Raw genomic sequence first — 19,279 nt, 5'->3', positions numbered from 1 at the left:
TCCGTTGCCGTTTTTGGTGTTTTCTCCCTCTCCCTGTGGGAGAGGGCACCAGACCGCACCGCAACAACGCTAGCTAAACATCACCTGCGCCCAGCGCGCCAGACCAGCGGTAACGGAGCCAAAGTCATCCCCACCGGCAATCGGAATGCCCGGCAGCTGTTCCGCCAGCGCTTTCTTGATCAGCGGCGAACGGGCGCTACCCCCGGTCAGGTAAATCACGTCCGGCTTCTCTTTGCCGTTCTCCAGCGCCAGCTGCACCTGCTCCAGAATACGCTGCAGCGGCTGCGCGAGCGCCGCCTCCAGCCCGTCCTGCGAAATCGCGGTGGTCAGTTCGTCGCAGATAAACGGCAAGGAGACCGCATGCTCAGCGCGGTCGGAAAGGGCAATTTTGCTCTCTTCGGCAGTCCGCACCACGCGATAGCTCAGGCGCTGACGCCACACTTTATACAGCAGGGCGACTTTTTCGGCGTCCTGCGCGTCGCGCACCAGATCGTTCAGGAAGCGGCCGTTCGCGGTGCTGTAAAAATCACTTTGCGCAGGCACATCGTTGATGGCAATCGCGTTCCACCACGGCAGGATCGGCAGGGCGATGCCTTTTTCGGTTTGCCCGCCCATGCCGAGCAGCGGCATCAGGCTTTTGAATGCCAGCGCGATATCGAGATCGTTACCGCCTACGCGGCAGCCGCTGTGCCCCAGCAGGCTATTTTCACGGTCGCGACGGTTATGCCACTGCGGCCCCATCAGCAGCAGCGAGCAGTCCGTTGTGCCCCCGCCGATATCCACGACTAATACGCGCTTCTCTTCCGCCAGCGTGGCTTCAAAATCCAGCCCCGCGGCAACCGGCTCGTACTGGAACACCACGTCGCGGAAGCCTGCCCGGTGCGCCGCGCGTTCAAGGATCCCCTGCGCCTGCTGGTTAGCCTCATCGCCGCCCAGCCCCTGGAAGTTGATCGGGCGGCCAATGACCGCCTGGGTAATCGCATCGGAGACCTGCGTCTGCGCCTGAGTGCGAATATGCAGCATCATCGCGCACACCAGGTCTTCGAACATCGCCACCTGCTGCGGCTTCAGTCCGCTGGCGCCGAGGAAGGATTTTGGCGACTTAACGAAGTAAACCTCTTCAGGATCTTCAATATAGTGCCCGAGCGAAGAGAGGCCGAACTGCACGCTGGACGGCGTAACGTCGATGTCTTCCTCACGGTTAAAGCTGACCGCCCGGCGCAGCAGCGCCTGGGTCTCCGCCGCCGTGGCCGGAACCTGATGGTGGCGGAACAGCCATTCGCTTACCGCTTCACGCGTCGGCGCGCAGAGCATTGACGGCAGCAGCGTGCTCTCTTTTTCCATTTTCAGAAGCTGTGGCTGCCCGTTTTGCATAATCGCAACCGAGCAGTTTGCCGTACCGTAGTCGAATCCAATAAACACGATTAATCCCCATGCCAGTGAGAAGGGGCGAGACTTTAACGAAATGTCCGCATGGCGACAACAGGAATATGAAAGCAAGGCGAAACAGGACCTTTCCGTTTATGCTGTGGAGAACCCAAAAGGAGAGACGATGTACACCCTGAACTGGCAACCCCCTTACGACTGGCAGTGGATGTTTGGCTTTCTCGGCGCGCGTGCGGTGACGGGCATTGAAACCGTCACCCACGACTACTACGAGCGCAGTTTTGCCTGCGAAGGGCATCAGGGGATATTTCGCGTAACGCCGGATATCGCCACCCATACGCTGACCGTGACGCTCAGTCCGGGATTAGTTCCGGTTGCGCAGACGTGCCTTGAACGCATCGAGCGCCTGTTCGATCTCGCCTGCAACCCGCAGCACATCGCGGATACGCTGGGCGATCTCGGTGCTGCCCGGCCAGGCTTGCGTTTGCCGGGGGCGATGGACGCGTACGAGCAGGGCGTCCGGGCGATCCTCGGGCAGCTGGTGAGCGTGGCGATGGCGGCGAAACTGACGTCGCGCGTGGTGGCGCTGTGCGGTGAGCCGATCGCGGATTGTCCGGGGTATCTCTGTTTCCCCACGCCGGACGCGCTGGCGGCAGCGGACCCGCTGGCGATGAAAGCGTTGGGCATGCCGGTAAAACGCGCGGAGTCGTTAATTCACCTGGCGCAGTCGGTCATCGACGGGACGTTTCCGCTTTTCCCACCCGAGAATATTGAGGCCGGGATGAAGGCGCTACAGCAGCGGCCGGGGATAGGGCGCTGGACGGCAAACTACCTGGCCCTGCGCGGCTGGCAGGCGAAAGATGTCTTTCTGCCTGATGATTATCTGATTAAGCAACGCTTTGCCGGGATGACGCCCGCGCAGATTCGGCGTTATGCCGAACGCTGGCAGCCGTGGCGCTCTTACGCGCTGCTGCACATCTGGTATACCGACGGCTGGACGCCGTCAGTTGATGGCGAAATAGCTGGTGTTGAGCAGTAGATCCAGCGGCTGCGGCTCGGCGATGGTGTCGCCATAGATGAAATCAATGCCGATGCCGGAGAGCGTATCCATCATGATGGGCTGATTGCACGGGCCCGCGATGGTTTTCATCCCCAGACGCTGGGCGTGGCCCTGAACAATGGTCACCATCATCTCATCCATCAGGTTGCCATACACGTTGCTTACCACCTCTGCGTCCAGCATCAGATAGTCGGCCATATTGGCGGTCAGGTGGGTGAAGACGTTCATGTCGCGGCCCACCTGGCTGAAGATCACGCGGCAACCCGCCTGGCGAAGCTTTTGCAGACTCCGCTGCAGGTTTTTATCCGGGCTGCACACCACGTCGGCAGAGATAACCAGATGCAGGAGACGACCCGGCATCGGGCTTTTATCCAGCAGGTCGAGAAGCTCATCGACCAGCGTTACGCTGGCTAAACCGGCCTCAGAAAGCGGCAGCGCTACCCCCATGCCTTTACTGGCGACCTGTGCGGCAGAGGCGCGGAAAAACTCATTAAAAATACGTCTGTCGAGGGCGTGCAAAAGCTCAGGCTCGGCCAGACCCGAGCGGAAGGCATGCTCTTCCTGGACTTCGCCCTGGCTGGTCCACAGGCGTAACGAGAGCAGCCAGAAATTACTGCTTTCCGGGATGCGCGGGGAGGCGACGCTACGGGCAATCATCATCAGGTGATTGTCTTTAATCATGTGCCACTGTTCATCAAGCGACATCATGCTGCGCGTGTTGTGATCCCGCTCCTGCTGGGGTTCGTAAACCGTCACCATGCCGCGCCCGCTGTTTTTCGAGGCATAACAGGCTATATCGGCCTGCGACATCACCTCCGACGCCTGATGGTTATTTTCATCAATCAGCGTGATGCCTGCGCTGGCGCCGATCCGGTGCAGGCGGCCTTCCCACATAAAGTGATAGTCATTGATCGTGTGGATCAGGCGCCCGGCGATATAGCGCGCGCTTTCAATATTGCAGTCCGGCAGCAGTAACCCGAACTCATCTCCGCCCAGTCGCGCCAGCACGTCGCTGGAGCGGAGCATGGTCAACATCAGGGAGGAGAGCTCCCGCAGCAGGGCATCCCCCGCCGCATGGCCTGCCGTATCGTTGACGGCTTTGAAGCGATCGAGATCGATAAAGACCAGAGCATGACGCTGGCGCGTTTCGCGAACGGTCTGCAGGAGGCGTTTAAGATGATTTTCGAAGCTGACCCGGTTTGCCAGATGGGTCAGGGCATCGTGGGAGGCGCTGTAGCTCAGCTGACGCAGCATTTTGCGCGACTCGGTCACGTCCTGAATCACGATAACCGAGCCAATATTCTGCCCGTCCAGCGTGCTGAGCGGCGTAATGCTGTAGTGAATATCAAAATTACCGCCGGTACGGCAGTTCAGCACCACGTCCTGATCGATATCGGAACGGGACATATCGCCGCTGTGAATATTCTCCATCAGCGGCCCTTTTTCACCAAAGGTGATGTGCAACACCTTCAGGATCGGCTGGCCAATAGCCTCGGTCTGCAGCCAGCCGCTCATTTTCTCGGCCACCGGGTTCATGAAGGTGACGTTCATGTTGATATCGGTACACAGCACCGCTTCACCGATAGAATCGAGGGTGATGTGCAGACGCTCTTTTTCCTGGAAGAGGGCCTCGTTGAGCTGCTTCACCTCGGTCATGTCCATGTTGATCCCGAGCAGCCGTTCGACTTCACCCTGCTTATTGAGCACCCGGTTCGCCAGGGAGCGAATGTGGCGCACGCCTTCCTTCACGCGGATGCGGAATTCCAGCTTAAACGGCAGACGGGAAATCAGCGAGTCCCGCAGCACCTGCTCAGCGTGGGCACGATCTTCCGGCAGCATCGTGTCATGCCAGAGCTGCCAGGTAGGCTTGATGTGCGGCGGGATTTCATACAGCTCAAACATCCGCTTGTCCCAGCTGATAATGTCTGGCTCCAGATCCCACTCCCAGATGCCGATGCCGCCCGCTTCGTTAGCCAGCGTAATGCGCTCCATCAGGCGTTTGTTGACCCACTCGGTCTGCTTCAGGTCGTTAATGTCTTCAATCTGGGCGATAAAATAGAGCGGCGAGCCGTCGGCATGGCGCACGACGGAGACGGCAAGGAGTGCCCAGACCACTTCCCCGTCGCGAGTGTAATAGCGCTTCTCAAGGGTATAGGTATTGATGTCGCCGTTGACCAGCTGTTCGAGCTGTTCCAGGTCGGTGTGCAGATCTTCCGGCCAGGTGAGCTGCTGGAAGGTCAGCGACTGGAGCTCCGTCTGGCTGTAACCGAGGAAATTGCACAGCGCCTTGTTAGCCTGCAGCCATTTGCCCTCAATGCTGACCAGCGCCATACCGATGGCGGAATACTCCATCGCATTGCGGAAACGCTCCTCGCTTTCGGTGATGTGTTTGCGCTCGGCGCGGAAGGCATACATCACCATGGTCATCACGTTGGCAGGCAGGAGCAGCATCAGGAACGGCAGCCAGGGGGCGTTCAGCATCGCCCCGACGTGCTGGGTTGTCAGCGCCACAGGATTTCGGGCAATCATCAGCGACACAACCATCACGGTGACCAGAAACACCAGGAACGCTTCCATTCGCGGCAAGCGCACGGCGCTCCACATAAGCAAAACGATAACGCAGGTGAAAGGCCACGGCAGCCAGGTGATGGCTGCCCAGCTGAGGGCCAGCGTTACGGCCAGCGTGGTCAGGGTTTCCAGCAGCAGTCTCGGGTCACGGTGGCGCAGCAGATAATGCGGTTTAAACAACAGACCCAACGGTACCACCGCCAGCGCGCCAATGGCTTCGGACAGCACCCAGACGAAGAAATTACGCAGGGGTTCAGGGCCGGGAGCCAGCAGGGATACCAGCAAGCCGCCCACCAGCGGCGGGATCACCGCGCTGCCGATGGCCACGCGGATCCAGTCATTCAGATTCTGCAGCGGGTTGTACCACGGGAGCAATTTGCGCAGCAATAGCGCGCCGGTAAAGGCTTCAACCACGTTAATCGAGGTATAGGTGAGGCTTATCGATCCCCACGAAAAGAGCATCCAGGTGGCCAGAATATTGCCGAACGAACAGGCCAGGGCGATTCCCGGCCACATTTTTCCTGCATGGCGGTAAAACGCCACCATCATAATGGCGGTGGGGAACCAGAGCGGGGCCAGCAGGGTGCCGAACCGGGTAAGCTCCAGGGAAAATAAGGTAAAGATAAAGGTGACCAGGCCCAGACAGACAAGTCGTATTAAAGGATGTGGGGTGGTAACCAAAACCCGCTGGTATTGTTTATTCATTACCGCTTTATCCAGAGACGCCATGCCGTCAGGGAAGATGTCCGAACGCGTGAATTTGATAATTTGGTTTATGCTAGTACAAACAATTTACAATTCATATGGTGACCGCTCAGAATTTGACACCACAGACTTATTAAATAGAGGCTCCGTGAAAAAAAACGGTTAAACGCTGAAAAAACGCTCATTTAAATTTCACTCAGGGAATAAGATGTCACTTTTCGGCCAGTCTCGCAGAACCTGTGCTTTCGACTGGTATCACGCCCGTGAAATCCCTATAATTGCCGCGTTTGACGCTCCGGCGTCGTCCTTCCTTAACATCCAGGTTAATCAGGTCGCTAAATTTATGACTGATAAGTCTCATCAATGCGTCATTATAGGCATCGCCGGCGCATCGGCTTCAGGTAAAAGTCTAATTGCCAGTACGCTTTATCGCGAACTGCGTGAACAAGTAGGTGATGAGCATATCGGCGTCATTCCCGAAGACAGCTATTACAAAGATCAATCCCATCTGTCGATGGAAGAACGCGTCAAAACCAACTATGACCACCCAAATGCAATGGATCACAGCTTGCTGTTCCAGCATTTAGAAGCGCTTAAGAGCGGCCAGGCCATTGAACTGCCCGTTTACAGTTACGTAGAACACACCCGCACCCGGGAAACCATCCGCATCGAGCCGAAAAAGGTCATTATCCTTGAAGGCATCCTGTTGCTGACCGACGCCCGCCTGCGTGAATCCATGAACTTCTCGATTTTCGTCGATACCCCGCTGGATATCTGCCTGATGCGCCGCATCAAGCGTGACGTGAATGAACGCGGCCGTTCGATGGACTCCGTCATGGCGCAATATCAGAAAACGGTCCGCCCGATGTTCCTGCAGTTTATTGAGCCATCCAAACAATACGCCGATATCATCGTGCCGCGCGGGGGTAAAAACCGCATTGCTATTGATATCTTAAAAGCGAAAATCAGTCAGTTTTTTGAATAAGCCGCGTGAATTGTGTACCGTTCAGAGATAACCTGGTTTTACCCTGAGCGCTTACCGCCTCAGGGTACGATGCATGAAAGGAGAAAGTGGCATGCGTCTTTGCGATCGCGATATAGAAGCCTGGCTGGATGAAGGCCGTTTGTCTATTACCCCACGTCCACCCGTTGAGCGTATCAATGGCGTGACCGTTGATGTCCGCCTGGGGAATAAATTCCGCACCTTTAGTGGCCACACTGCGCCGTTCATTGACCTCAGCGGGCCGAAGGACGAAGTCAGCGCCGCGCTCGATCGCGTGATGAGTGACGAAATCGTAATCGATGAAGGCGAAGCTTTTTATCTGCATCCGGGTGAACTGGCCCTGGCGGTGACGTTTGAATCCGTCACCTTACCTCCGGACCTGGTCGGCTGGCTTGATGGTCGTTCTTCGCTGGCGCGACTGGGGCTGATGGTTCACGTGACCGCGCACCGTATCGATCCAGGCTGGTCGGGGCGTATCGTGCTGGAATTCTTCAATGCCGGTAAATTGCCGCTGGCGCTGCGTCCGGGCATGATGATCGGCGCGTTGAGCTTTGAACCGCTGTCAGGCCCGGCAGATCGTCCTTATAACCGTCGGCAGGACGCAAAATATCGCGACCAGCAGGGCGCGGTTGCCAGCCGTATTGATAAAGACTGATCGTTAGTCCATTGAGGATGCCATGAGAAGAGTTCTGACGACGCTGATGATTTTGCTGGTGGTGCTGGTGGCTGGCCTTTCGGCGTTGGTTCTGCTGGTTAACCCCAACGATTTCCGCGCTTACATGGTGCGGCAGGTCGAGGCGCGCAGTGGTTATCAACTGAAGCTTGACGGGCCGCTGCGCTGGCACGTCTGGCCGCAGCTCAGCATTCTCTCTGGCCGCATGTCGCTCACGGCACCGGGGGCGTCCCAGCCGCTGGTGTCCGCAGACAACATGCGCCTCGATGTGGCGCTGATCCCGCTCATTTCCCACCAGCTGCAGGTTAAGCAGGTGATGCTGAAAGGCGCGGTGATTCAGCTCACCCCGCAAACCGAAGCCGTGCGTGATGCCAGTGCGCCGGTTGCGCCGCGCGAAAATACTCTGCCCGATGAACCGTCCGATACCGGCTGGTCCTTTGATATCGGCAAGCTGAAAGTTGCCGACAGCGTGTTGGTTTTCCAGCATGAGCACCAGGAGCAGGTGACCATTCGCAACATTAACCTGCAGATGGAACAGGATGCTCACCATCTTGCGTCGCTGGAATTTAGCGGGCGCGTGAACCGCGATCAGCGCGATTTGACCCTGTCGCTGAATGCTAATGTGAACGCCTCGGACTACCCGCATCAGCTCACGGCCGACATCCAGCAGCTGAACTGGCAGCTGACGGGTGCCGATCTCCCCTCCCAGGGAATAACCGGGCAGGGAACGCTGCAGGCCGTGTGGCGCGAAGAGCAAAAGCAGCTCGAGCTGGATAATCTCAACCTGCAGGCAAATGACAGTAGCCTGAAGGGGCAGGCGAGCGTCACGCTCGAAGAGAAGCCGAAGTGGGTGCTGAATCTGCAGTTTGACAAGCTCAATCTGGAAAACCTGCTGCCGCCTCTGCCGGCCAGCGCCACGGACAACGATGCCACCCAGACGGGGCAAAGCCAGGCACCGGCATCACGTCCGGTTATCTCGTCTAATCTCGATCAGCCTGACTATAACGCGCTGCGCGGATTCACGGCGGATATTCTGCTGAAAGCCAATAGCCTGCGCTGGCGCGGCATTGATTTTACCGACGTGAGCAGCCAGATGTTTAACCATAACGGTTTGCTGGTGATCTCCGAACTGAGCGGGAAGATGGGCGCAGGAAACCTCTCGCTGCCCGGCACGCTGGATGTCCGTAAAGACGTTGCCAGCGCCGAATTCCAGCCGCGTCTCGACAACGTTGAGATAGGCACCATCCTGAACGCGTTCAACTATCCGATATCCCTGACGGGGCAGTTGACGCTCGCGGGTGACTTCTCAGGCACGAAAATTGATGCCGATGCTTTCCGCCGCGAGTGGCAGGGGCAGGCGCATCTAGATCTGAAGAATTCCCGTATGGAAGGGCTTAACTTCCAGCAGCTGGTGCAGCAGGCGGTTGAGCGCAGCAGCGATGTAAAAGCCCAGGATAACTACGACAGTGCCACGCGCCTCGACAGCTTCACCACGGACCTGACGCTGGACAACGGACAACTCACTCTCGATGGGATGCAGGGCGCCTCTTCACTGTTATCAATGACCGGTGAAGGTAAGCTGGATCTGGTGAAAGAGACGGCGGATACGCGCTTTAACGTGCGGGTACTTTCCGGCTGGCAGGGTGAAAGCAAGCTCATCGACTTCCTGAAAGAGACGCCGGTCCCGCTGACCGTATACGGCAAATGGCAGGCCCTGAATTACAGCCTGCAGGTGGATCAGATCCTGCGCAAGCATCTGCAGGATGAAGCGAAACGTCGGCTTAGCGGCTGGGCGGATCGTAATAAAGATTCACAGGACGGTAAGGACGTGAAGAAGCTGCTGGATAAGCTTTGATGTCCGTTGCGCCGGGTGGCGGCTTCGCCTTACCCGGCCTACAAAAGCCTGTACCGTAGGCCCGGTAAGCGCAGCGCCACCGGGCTTTTTTACACCTCAAAATCCAGCTCTTCCTCATCCCGCAGCGGAATGAGCTGAACCTTTTGCACGCGATGGTTTTCAATCTGCAGCGTTTTGAGCAGATAGTCGCCCACCTGAACCTCTTCTCCCGGCTGCGGGATACGCTGCAAATACTCCATCAGCAGGCCGGCAATGGTGTGATATTCCCGTTTTTCATCCAGCGGCAGCGGCACGTATTGCACCAGGTCTTCCAGCGGCATGTGGCCGTTAGCCGTCCACGACCCGTCTGCGTTTTTCTGAATGTCATGGCGGGCGTCAATCTCATCCACCTCGTTAGGCAGATTACCGGCAATGGTTTCCATGACGTCGCTGAGCGTGACCAGCCCTTCCACCGAACCAAACTCATCCACCACAAAGGCAAAGTGCGTGCGCGCGTTACGGAATTGCTCAAGGGCGGAAAGCAGCGGTAGCCCCTCAGGGAAGACCAGCGGCTGGCGCACCAGAACGCGCAGGTTGAGCGCCTCGCCGTGAAGCTGCTGCTGGAGCAGGTCAATAACGTGCACCACGCCCAGCAGCTCCTCTTCCTCTTCACCGCCGGTCACCACCACGCGGGTGTGCTGGTTTTTATCCAGCAGGGCGCGAATGTGCTCTTCTGGTGCCGTCAGGTCGATATGCTCAATGTCGTGCCGCGAGGTCATGATGCTGCTGACCGTCCGCTGATTCAGATTAAGCACCCGCTCGATCATCCGTCGTTCCTGCGGGTCGAAGATCGGCCCGTCGCTGCGATCGGCCAGCATGGCGGAGGATTCGGCATCCAGCTCCGCATCCTCTTTCTTACCGCTTAGCAGGCGCATAACCGTGTCGGCTGTGCGCTGACGCAGGGTCTGATTCGCGGACAGGAAGCGGCGGCGGTTAAATATCGCCAGCTGGTTGAGCGCTTCAATCATGACGGAGAAGCCGATGGCGGCGTACAGGTAGCCTTTCGGAATATGGAAGCCAAAACCGTCGGCCACCAGGCTAAAGCCAATCATCAGCAGGAAGCTCAGGCAGAGGATCACGATAGTCGGGTGACTGTTCACAAAGCGGGTCAGCGCCTTGCTGGCCATCACCATCAGCGTGATGGCAATGATCACCGCGGCCATCATCACCGCAAGGTGGTCGACCATCCCGACGGCGGTGATCACCGAGTCGAGGGAGAAGACCGCATCCAGCACCACGATTTGCGCCACTACCGGCCAGAATTTCGCTCCGCGGCGCTGGGTTGGATTCTCGCTGTCTTTGCCCTCCAGCCGCTCGTTGAGCTCCACCGTGGCTTTGAACAGCAGGAACAACCCGCCGAAGAGCATGATCAGATCGCGGGCGCTGAAACTCAGGCCGTGAATGGAGAACAGAGGCTGAGTGAGCGTTACCAGCCAGGAGATAGAGGCCAGCAGCAGTAAACGCATCACCATCGCCAGCAGCAGACCCGTCACGCGCGCGCGGTCGCGCTGGGAAGGGGGCAGTTTTTCAGCGAGGATGGCGATAAAGACCAGATTATCAATCCCGAGCACCAGCTCGATGACGACCAGCGTAATCAGCCCGGCCCAGATTGAGGGATCGGCAATCCATTCCATAGTAATAGCAATACCTTCTGTTATATGACGAATGTCACACTTCGATCATGGATAAAGCTGGGGGAAATTGCAATGCCGGGCTGAGATTTCTCTTAATACGACGGGTAAAAAAGAGAGCATTCTCAATAGGGTGTAAATAAGCGAAATACGTATATTTAATTACAAGGAATGCATTTTAGGATATATCGCAGGTGATGATTTTTACTCTCATTTTGTCAATATAAAGAAATTCCTAAAAGGTCAAAAATTTGCTCTTAATATTAATCTTAAAAACCGATATTAGGACAGTTGTCTCCTTGCCTGCTATTAGGTTAGCTGCAACAATTCTCCCAGCATCAAATGTTAAATCTCGGTGTTGCTATTAATGTTCGGTCTTCAGGGATGGTTATTCATTATCCGTCGGGTTTCTCAAGCGACTGATATATTTCCAGAAGACCTTGCTCAAGAGGGTGTCTATCCATAACACATTGTTTAGTCAGTGGATTGGTAACTGAAAGCCAAGGGCGGTAGCGTGCCTGAAAGCGTGTGAATCAGCCTCGATTATTCTGTCAATAGCCAATGGATGAATAAGCTTTTTTTAGGACTGATGCCAGTTATATTTCTATTTGATTAACTGCATGCTGAAACCCAATACGACTCGAGCTTATTTAAATTGCACAGGATAATTACTCTGCCAAAGTGATAAATAATCAATGATGAAATCCAAAATGAAATTGATGCCATTATTGGTGTCTGTGACCTTGATGAGTGGTTGCACGGTCTTTCCCGGCAGCAATATGTCAACAATGGGTAAGGATGTGATCAAGCAACAGGATGCCGATTTTGATCTCGACAAAATGGTGAATGTTTATCCACTTACGCCTCGTCTGGTCGAACAATTACGTCCACGTCCGAATGTTGCCCAGCCGAATATGTCGCTGGACCAGGAAATTGCGTCCTACCAGTACCGCGTGGGGCCGGGTGACGTGATCAACGTGACCGTCTGGGACCACCCTGAACTGACCACGCCAGCGGGCCAGTACCGTAGCTCAAGCGATACCGGTAACTGGGTGCAGTCAGATGGCACTATGTTCTATCCCTACATTGGTAAAGTCCATGTTGCAGGCAAAACGCTTGCCGAGATCCGTAGTGATATTACCGGCCGCTTAGCGCAGTACATCGCCGATCCGCAGGTGGACGTTAATATCGCCGCATTCCGCTCGCAAAAAGCCTATATCTCCGGCCAGGTGAACAAATCCGGCCAGCAGGCCATCACCAACGTTCCTCTGACCGTCCTGGATGCCATCAACGCCGCGGGCGGGTTAACCGACGGCGCCGACTGGCGCAACGTGGTGCTCACCCACAACGGGAAGGAGCAGCGTATTTCGCTGCAGGCGCTGATGCAAAACGGCGATCTGACCCAGAACCGCCTGCTCTATCCGGGCGACATTCTCTACGTGCCGCGCAATGACGATCTGAAAGTCTTCGTGATGGGTGAAGTGAAGAAACAGAGCACCCTCAAAATGGACTTCAGCGGTATGACGCTGACCGAAGCGCTGGGCAATGCTGAGGGTATCGATCTGACGACCTCTAACGCGACCGGTATCTTCGTTATTCGTCCGCTGAAAGGTGAGGGCAGTGCGAAAGGCAAGATTGCCAACATCTACCAGCTGGATATGTCCGATGCGACCTCTCTGGTGATGGCAACGGAGTTCCGTCTCCAGCCATATGATGTGGTGTATGTCACCACCGCGCCGGTTGCCCGCTGGAACCGTCTGATCAACCAGTTGCTGCCAACCATCAGTGGCGTTCGCTACATGACGGATACGGCGCGCGACATTCATACCTGGTAATCCGCGATGTTTAACAAAATTCTGGTGGTATGCGTGGGGAACATTTGCCGTTCCCCTACGGCTGAACGGTTGTTGAAACACTACCAGCCCGAACTGACCGTTGATTCGGCAGGGCTGGGTGCACTGGTCGGTAAAGGTGCCGATGAGCGCGCAACGAGCGTGGCGCGGGATCATCACCTCTCTCTCGACGGCCACGTGGCCCGCCAGGTCACTGGCCGCATGTGCCGGGAGTATGACCTGATCCTGACGATGGAAAAACGCCATATTCATGCGCTGTGCGATATCGCTCCGGAGATGCGCGGCAAGGTGATGCTGTTTGGTCACTGGGACAATGAACGTGAAATCCCCGATCCGTATCGCAAAAGCCATGAGGCCTTTGAGGCGGTTTACACCTTACTTGACCAGTCTGCCCAACAGTGGGCGCAGGCACTGAAAGTTCAGCAGGGATAACAATGACAGAAAAAACAAGACCTTCTGCCGCCCCGACTTCGGGCAGTGATGAAATTGATATTGGGCGCCTGGTCGGCACTGTTGTAGAGGCAAAGTGGTGGGTGCTGGGCATTACCGCCGTGTTCGCCGCGGCGGCCGTCGTCTATACGCTGTTCGCCACCCCTATCTACAGCGCCGATGCGCTGGTGCAGATCGAGCAGAATACCGGCAACTCGCTGGTGCAGGACATTGGTTCCGCGCTGGCGAACAAGCCGCCGGCATCCGACGCCGAAATTCAGCTCATCCAGTCACGCCTGGTGCTGGGTAAAACGGTTCACGACCTCGGGCTCGATATCTCCGTCACCAAAAATACCTTCCCACTCTTTGGTGCCGGCTGGGATCGTCTGATGGGGCGCAACAACGACACGGTGAAAGTCACTGACTTCGTGCTGCCGAAAGGGGCAGGCGATCAGACGTTTACCCTGACGGTGCTTGGCCCGAAACAGTACCAGCTAACCAGCGACGCAGGCTTTAGCGCCCGCGGTGAAGTGGGGCAGATGCTGACCAAAGACGGCGTCAGCATGATGGTCAGCGCGATTAACGCCCAGGAGGGCGGCGAATTCACCGTCACCAAATTCTCCACCCTGGGGATGATCAACAATCTGCAAAACAACCTGACCGTCACCGAAAACGGTAAGGACACCGGCGTGCTGAGCATGACCTTTACCGGTGAAGATAAGGATCAAATCCGCGACATCCTGAACAGCATTACCCGCAACTACCTTGAGCAGAACGTTGAGCGTAAGTCGGCGGAAGCGGCGAAAAGCCTGGCCTTCCTCGCTAAACAGCTCCCGGAAGTGCGCGCCCATCTGGATGATGCCGAGAACAAGCTGAACGCCTATCGTCAGGATAAAGACTCCGTTGACCTGCCGCTGGAGGCGAAATCGGTCCTCGATTCGATGGTCAACATTGATGCGCAGCTCAACGAGCTGACCTTCAAAGAGGCGGAGATTTCCAAGCTTTATACCAAACGTCACCCGGCCTACCGCACGCTGCTGGAGAAACGCCGTACCCTGGAAGAGGAGAAGGCGAAGCTCAATGACCGCGTGACCGCGATGCCGAAAACGCAGCAGGAGATCGTGCGTCTGACCCGCGACGTGGAGTCCGGACAGCAGGTTTACATGCAGCTGCTGAACAAGCAGCAGGAGCTGAAAATCACCGAAGCCAGTACCGTCGGTGACGTGCGCATCGTCGACCCGGCCATTACCCAGCCTGGCGTGCTGAAGCCGAAGAAAGCGCTGATTATTCTCGGCAGCATTATTCTCGGCCTGATGCTCTCCATCGTGGGCGTGCTGCTGCGTTCGCTGTTCAACCGCGGTATCGAAAGCCCGCAGGTGCTGGAAGAGAGCGGTATCAACGTCTATGCCAGCATTCCGCTGTCCGAGTGGCAAAAATCCCGCGACAGCGTCAAAACCATCAAGGGCGTCAAGCGTTACAAACAGAGCCAGCTTCTGGCGGTGGGTAACCCGACCGACCTCGCCATCGAAGCGATCCGTAGCCTGCGTACCAGTCTGCACTTCGCCATGATGCAGGCCAAAAACAACGTCATGATGTTAACCGGCGTGAGTCCGTCAATCGGTAAAACCTTCGTCTGCGCCAACCTGGCGGCGGTGGTCAGCCAGACCAACAAGCGCGTGCTGCTGATCGACTGCGATATGCGTAAGGGCTACACCCACGAGCTGCTGGGCACCAACAACGTGAACGGTCTGTCGGAAATCCTGCTCGGCAAAGGTGAAATCAGCCAGAGCGCGAAACCTACAACGGTGCCGAAATTTGACCTGATCCCACGCGGTCAGGTGCCGCCTAACCCGTCCGAGCTGCTGATGAGCGAACGCTTTACCGAGCTGGTGGAGTGGGCGAGCAAAAATTACGACCTGGTGCTGATCGATACGCCGCCAATTCTGGCCGTGACCGACGCGGCCGTTGTTGGCCGCCACGCGGGCACCACGCTGATGGTGGCGCGTTACGCGGTGAACACCCTGAAAGAGGTGGAAACCAGCCTGAGCCGCTTCGAGCAGAACGGCATTGAGGTGAAAGGGGTGATCCTGAACTCCATCTTCCGCCGCGCGACCGGGTACCAGGATTACGGCTATTACGAGTACGAATATAAATCTGACAGTAAATAACAAAACACACCCCACACCCCTCACCCTAACCCTCTCCCCAAAGGGGAGAGGGGACTGTTCGGTGCGGGATTTGGGGGACGAACGTAATGATAACCACTGGCTGCCTTTCACCCTCTCCCCTTTGGGGAGAGGGCCGGGGTGAGGGGAAAAGATGACCACACAACGCCCTTTAGTTTCAATCTATATGCCGACATGGAATCGTCAGCAGCTGGCGATCCGCGCAATCAAATCCGTCCTGCGACAGGATTACGATAACTGGGAGCTGATCATCGTTGATGACTGCTCTTCCTCGTATGAACAGCTGCAAAAGTTTGTGACTGACCTCAACGACCCGCGGGTGGTCTATACGCATAACGCCATTAACTCCGGCGCGTGCGCGGTGCGTAATCAGGCGATTATGCAGGCCAAAGGGCAGTATCTGACCGGGATCGACGACGATGACGAATGGACGCCGAACCGCCTGTCTATCTTCCTGTCGCATAAAGAACAGCTGGTCACGCACGCTTTCCTGTATGCCAACGACTATGTCTGTCAGGGCGAGGTTTACTCGCAGCCCGCGAGTCTGCCGCTGTACCCGAAATCGCCGTACTCTCGCCGCCTGTTCTACAAGCGCAACATTATTGGTAACCAGGTCTTCACCTGGGCGTGGCGCTTCAAAGAGTGCCTGTTCGATACCGAACTCAAGGCCGCGCAGGATTACGATATCTTCCTGCGCATGGTGGTGGAATACGGCGAGCCGTGGAAAGTGGAAGAGGCCACCCAGATCCTGCACATCAACCACGGGGAGATGCAAATCACCTCCTCGCCGAAGAAGTTCTCCGGCTACTTCCATTTTTACCGCAAGCACAAGGACAAGTTTGACCGTGCCAGCCGTAAATATCAGCTCTTTACCCTCTATCAGATCCGCAATAAGCGCATGAACTGGCGCACGCTGCTGACGCTGCTGTCCGTGCGTAACGGCAAGCGCCTGGCTGATGGACTTCGGGGGAAATAATGTTTCTGGAAGATTGCCGCGCTAACAGCTGGAGCCTGCGTCCGTGCTGCATGGTTCTGGCGTACCGCATCGCGCATTTTTGCTCGGTGTGGCGTAAGAAAAACGTGCTGAACAATATCTGGGCGGCGCCCGTGCTGGTGCTGTACCGCATCATCACCGAATGCTTTTTTGGCTATGAAATTCAGGCCGCTGCGACCATTGGCCGCCGCTTTACCATCCATCACGGCTATGCGGTGGTGATCAACAAGTTTGTGGTCGCCGGCGATGATTTCACCATTCGTCATGCGGTCACCATTGGCAACCGCGGGCCTGACAGCCTGGCCTGCCCGGTCATCGGCAATAACGTCGAGCTGGGGGCGAACGTGGTGATCGTCGGTGACATTACGATTGGTAATAACGTCACGATTGGTGCTGGCAGCGTGGTGCTGGACAGCATTCCGGATAACGCGCTGGTGGTGGGAGAAAAAGCCCGCGTGAAGGTGATTAAATGAACATTCTGCAATTTAACGTACGCCTCGCAGAAGGCGGAGCGGCAGGCGTGGCCCTAGATCTGCACCAGCGCGCGCTGCAAAAAGGACTTCAGTCTCGGTTTATTTACGGCTACGGCAAAGGCGGCAAGAAAAGCGTCAGCCACGATAACTTCCCGCAGGTGCACAAGCACACGCCGCGTCTGACCTCGATGGCCAACATTGCGCTGTTCCGTCTGTTTAACCGCGATCTGTTTGGCAACCTGAACAATCTTTATCGCACGGTTACCCGCACCGCGGGCCCGGTTGTGCTGCATTTTCACGTTCTGCACAGCTACTGGCTGAATCTGGAAGAGGTAGTGGCGTTTTGCCAGAAGGTGCAGGCCCACAAGCCGGACACCCGCTTTGTGTGGACGCTGCACGATCACTGGAGCGTGACCGGACGCTGCGCGTTTACCGACGGCTGCGAAGGCTGGAAAGATAACTGCCAGAAGTGCCCGACGTTAAGCAACTACCCGCCGGTGAAGGTGGATCGCGCGCATCAGCTGGTGGCCGGAAAGCGTCAGCTGTTCCGCGACATGCTCTCGCTCGGCTGTACGTTTATCTCCCCGAGCCAGCACGTGGCCGATGCCTTCAACAGCCTGTACGGGGCAGGGCGCTGTCAGATTATCAACAACGGCATCGACGTGGCGACGGAAGCCATTCTTGCCGAGCTAACCCCGGTGGCGGAAACCGCGGGCAAACCGAAAATCGCTATCGTTGCGCATGACCTGCGTTACGACGGTAAAACCAACCAGCAGCTGGTGCGCGACATGATGGCGCTGGGTGACAAGATAGAGCTTCACACCTTCGGCAAGTTTTCGCCGTTCGAAGGGGCCAACGTGGTGAACCACGGGTTTGAGACCGACAAGCGCAAGCTGATGAGCGCGCTGAATGAAATGGACGCGCTGGTGTTCAGCTCCCGCGTGGATAACTACCCGCTGATCCTCTGCGAAGCGCTCTCTATCGGCGTGCCGGTGATCGCCACCCACAGCGATGCGGCGCGCGAAGTGCTGGAAAAGTCCGGCGGGAAAACCTTCACGGAGCAGGAGGTCCTGCCGCTGGTACAGCTGCCGAAGGCGCAGATTGCTGAGATCGTTTTTGGCACTGACCTGGAATCGTTCCGCAACCGCAGCCGCAAGGCCTACAGTGGACAACAGATGCTGGAGGAATATGTCTCGTTCTATCAGAATCTGTAGTTATCTGCTGCTGCCGCTGATCTACCTGCTGGTCAACGTCAAAATTGCCCAGCTCGGCGAAAGCTTCCCGATAACCATCGTAACCTTCCTGCCCGTTCTGCTTCTGCTGTATGTCGATAAAATCAACCTCAAGAAGCTGATGATTGCCTTAGGGCTGGGCACGGGCCTGACGCTGTTTAACTACATCTTTGGCCAGTCGCTGGATGCCAGTAAATACGTCACCTCGACCATGCTGTTTGTTTATATTGTCATTATTATCGGTATGGTCTGGAGTATTCGGTTTAAAACTATTTCTCCGCACAATTATCGGAAAATCCTTAGGTTCTTTTATATTGCCGTTGCGTTAATTGTTATGCTTGCCGCACTGGAGATGTCGCAAATTATTCTCACCGGCGGCAGCAGCCTGATGGAGATAATTTCGAAATATCTCATTTACAGTAACAGCTATGTATTGAACTTCATCAAGTTTGGCGGGAAGCGTACTACAGCCCTCTATTTTGAACCGGCGTTTTTCGCTCTGGCGTTAATCTCAATTTGGCTCAGCATCAAACAGTTTGGTATCAAAACGCCTAAGACCGATGCTATGATTCTTGCAGGAATTGTTCTGTCTGGATCGTTCTCAGGGGTAATGACATTTATCCTGTTTTACCTGCTGGAGTGGGCGTTCCAGTACCTGAACAAAGATGCGATTAAGAAAAAACTGCCGCTGGCGATTATCTCCCTGACGGTATTTATGGTAGGCGTGATATTTGCCTTCCCGTACATCTCAGAACGTCTGGGAGATTTGGGAACGGAAGGGTCTTCATCCTATTATCGCATCATTGGGCCACTGGTGATGGTGGGTTATTCCTTAACCCATATTGATGGGGTAGTAAGATTCGGCTCACTTTACGAATATGTTGCATCATTCGGAATCTTTAACGGTGCGGATGTCGGTAAAACCATAGACAATGGTCTGTATCTGTTAATTATTTATTTTTCGTGGTTCGCCGTACTGTTGACCCTGTGGTATCTGTTTAAAGTTTTCAAAATGATGATTAACGCGTTTGGTGATAACCAGAACTTTCGCGTTCAGCTTTATCTGTTTACTCCGGTGTCGCTGTTTTTTACCGGGTCAATATTTAGCCCGGAATATGCTTTCTTGATTGTCTGTCCGTTTATTCTGCGCAAGGCGCTTAATATTACGAACGTATGACGAAATGAGGTGATT

14 protein-coding genes are annotated in these 19,279 nt (G+C 55.9%); 11 read left to right on the top strand and 3 right to left on the bottom strand.

The window, feature by feature from the left end; all coding sequences use genetic code 11:
- Positions 1–69: 69 nt before the first annotated feature.
- Positions 70–1,422 (bottom strand): molecular chaperone, encoded by a 1,353-nt coding sequence (gene yegD / locus NI40_RS14720; protein ID WP_039263113.1) that lies wholly within the window; start codon positions 1,420–1,422, stop codon positions 70–72.
- Between the two features lie 130 nt (positions 1,423–1,552).
- On the opposite strand from yegD, the gene alkA reads away from it, so the two are divergent.
- Positions 1,553–2,425, top strand: a complete 873-nt coding sequence (gene alkA, locus NI40_RS14715; protein ID WP_039263112.1) for a DNA-3-methyladenine glycosylase 2 — start codon at positions 1,553–1,555, stop codon at positions 2,423–2,425.
- Here alkA and NI40_RS14710 read toward each other — a convergent pair.
- Positions 2,390–5,719 (bottom strand): diguanylate cyclase, encoded by a 3,330-nt coding sequence (locus NI40_RS14710; protein ID WP_039263258.1) that lies wholly within the window; start codon positions 5,717–5,719, stop codon positions 2,390–2,392. The genes alkA and NI40_RS14710 overlap by 36 nt on opposite strands.
- Positions 5,720–6,062: 343 nt before the next feature.
- On the opposite strand from NI40_RS14710, the gene udk reads away from it, so the two are divergent.
- The 3 genes from udk (at position 6,063) to asmA (ending at position 9,250) form a co-directional block, all read left to right on the top strand.
- The gene (udk, locus tag NI40_RS14705; RefSeq protein ID WP_033145985.1) at positions 6,063–6,704 is read left to right on the top strand and encodes a uridine kinase; all 642 of its coding nucleotides are present in this window, start codon (positions 6,063–6,065) and stop codon (positions 6,702–6,704) included.
- A 91-nt stretch (positions 6,705–6,795) separates the two neighbouring features.
- Positions 6,796–7,377, top strand: coding sequence for a dCTP deaminase (gene dcd, locus NI40_RS14700; RefSeq protein ID WP_023312408.1), 582 nt, complete (start codon positions 6,796–6,798; stop codon positions 7,375–7,377).
- Between the two features lie 22 nt (positions 7,378–7,399).
- The gene (gene asmA, locus NI40_RS14695) at positions 7,400–9,250 is read left to right on the top strand and encodes an outer membrane assembly protein AsmA (protein ID WP_039263110.1); all 1,851 of its coding nucleotides are present in this window, start codon (positions 7,400–7,402) and stop codon (positions 9,248–9,250) included.
- Positions 9,251–9,339: 89 nt separating this feature from the next.
- Here asmA and NI40_RS14690 read toward each other — a convergent pair whose 3' ends face one another.
- A complete protein-coding gene (locus tag NI40_RS14690) occupies positions 9,340–10,923 on the bottom strand; it encodes a TerC family protein (RefSeq protein WP_039263108.1) in 1,584 nt (527 codons plus the stop codon).
- Positions 10,924–11,615: 692 nt separating this feature from the next.
- Here NI40_RS14690 and NI40_RS14685 point away from each other — a divergent pair.
- The 7 genes from NI40_RS14685 to wcaD all read left to right on the top strand — a co-directional run bounded on the left by NI40_RS14685 (position 11,616) and on the right by wcaD (position 19,264).
- A complete protein-coding gene (locus NI40_RS14685) occupies positions 11,616–12,755 on the top strand; it encodes a polysaccharide export protein (RefSeq protein ID WP_014170829.1) in 1,140 nt (379 codons plus the stop codon).
- A gap of 6 nt (positions 12,756–12,761) precedes the next feature.
- On the top strand, positions 12,762–13,205 hold the full coding sequence (wzb, locus tag NI40_RS14680) for a low molecular weight protein-tyrosine-phosphatase Wzb (protein ID WP_023312405.1): 444 nt from the start codon (positions 12,762–12,764) through the stop codon (positions 13,203–13,205).
- 2 nt (positions 13,206–13,207) lie between these two features.
- Positions 13,208–15,370: a tyrosine-protein kinase Wzc gene (gene wzc, locus NI40_RS14675; protein WP_039263107.1), complete on the top strand. Its 2,163-nt coding sequence runs from the start codon at positions 13,208–13,210 to the stop codon at positions 15,368–15,370.
- Positions 15,371–15,521: 151 nt separating this feature from the next.
- Positions 15,522–16,364, top strand: coding sequence for a colanic acid biosynthesis glycosyltransferase WcaA (gene wcaA / locus NI40_RS14670; RefSeq protein ID WP_023312403.1), 843 nt, complete (start codon positions 15,522–15,524; stop codon positions 16,362–16,364).
- Complete coding sequence (gene wcaB, locus NI40_RS14665) at positions 16,364–16,855, top strand: colanic acid biosynthesis acetyltransferase WcaB (protein WP_032642828.1); 492 nt, start codon at positions 16,364–16,366, stop codon at positions 16,853–16,855. The genes wcaA and wcaB overlap by 1 nt, the downstream gene beginning before the upstream one ends.
- Positions 16,852–18,069 (top strand): colanic acid biosynthesis glycosyltransferase WcaC, encoded by a 1,218-nt coding sequence (wcaC, locus tag NI40_RS14660; RefSeq protein WP_039263106.1) that lies wholly within the window; start codon positions 16,852–16,854, stop codon positions 18,067–18,069. Before wcaB ends, wcaC begins: the two co-directional genes overlap by 4 nt.
- Positions 18,044–19,264 (top strand): colanic acid polymerase WcaD, encoded by a 1,221-nt coding sequence (gene wcaD, locus NI40_RS14655; RefSeq protein WP_039263105.1) that lies wholly within the window; start codon positions 18,044–18,046, stop codon positions 19,262–19,264. Before wcaC ends, wcaD begins: the two co-directional genes overlap by 26 nt.
- The last annotated feature ends 15 nt before the right edge of the window (positions 19,265–19,279 follow it).

This window comes from Enterobacter sp. E20 (assembly GCF_000801755.2).
GTDB classification, from domain to species: Bacteria; Pseudomonadota; Gammaproteobacteria; order Enterobacterales; family Enterobacteriaceae; genus Enterobacter; species Enterobacter asburiae_B.
This window is presented reverse-complemented; position numbering and strand designations above follow the sequence as displayed.

Bases quoted from the DNA above. Each gene is read 5' to 3' on its own strand.
- alkA (WP_039263112.1), top strand. From the start codon at position 1,553: ATGTACACCCTGAACTGGCAACCCCCTTACGACTGGCAGTGGATGTTT.
- NI40_RS14710 (WP_039263258.1), bottom strand. From the start codon at position 5,719: ATGAATAAACAATACCAGCGGGTTTTGGTTACCACCCCACATCCTTTA.
- udk (WP_033145985.1), top strand. From the start codon at position 6,063: ATGACTGATAAGTCTCATCAATGCGTCATTATAGGCATCGCCGGCGCA.
- dcd (WP_023312408.1), top strand. From the start codon at position 6,796: ATGCGTCTTTGCGATCGCGATATAGAAGCCTGGCTGGATGAAGGCCGT.
- asmA (WP_039263110.1), top strand. From the start codon at position 7,400: ATGAGAAGAGTTCTGACGACGCTGATGATTTTGCTGGTGGTGCTGGTG.
- NI40_RS14690 (WP_039263108.1), bottom strand. From the start codon at position 10,923: ATGGAATGGATTGCCGATCCCTCAATCTGGGCCGGGCTGATTACGCTG.
- NI40_RS14685 (WP_014170829.1), top strand. From the start codon at position 11,616: ATGATGAAATCCAAAATGAAATTGATGCCATTATTGGTGTCTGTGACC.
- wzb (WP_023312405.1), top strand. From the start codon at position 12,762: ATGTTTAACAAAATTCTGGTGGTATGCGTGGGGAACATTTGCCGTTCC.
- wzc (WP_039263107.1), top strand. From the start codon at position 13,208: ATGACAGAAAAAACAAGACCTTCTGCCGCCCCGACTTCGGGCAGTGAT.
- wcaA (WP_023312403.1), top strand. From the start codon at position 15,522: ATGACCACACAACGCCCTTTAGTTTCAATCTATATGCCGACATGGAAT.
- wcaB (WP_032642828.1), top strand. From the start codon at position 16,364: ATGTTTCTGGAAGATTGCCGCGCTAACAGCTGGAGCCTGCGTCCGTGC.
- wcaC (WP_039263106.1), top strand. From the start codon at position 16,852: ATGAACATTCTGCAATTTAACGTACGCCTCGCAGAAGGCGGAGCGGCA.
- wcaD (WP_039263105.1), top strand. From the start codon at position 18,044: ATGTCTCGTTCTATCAGAATCTGTAGTTATCTGCTGCTGCCGCTGATC.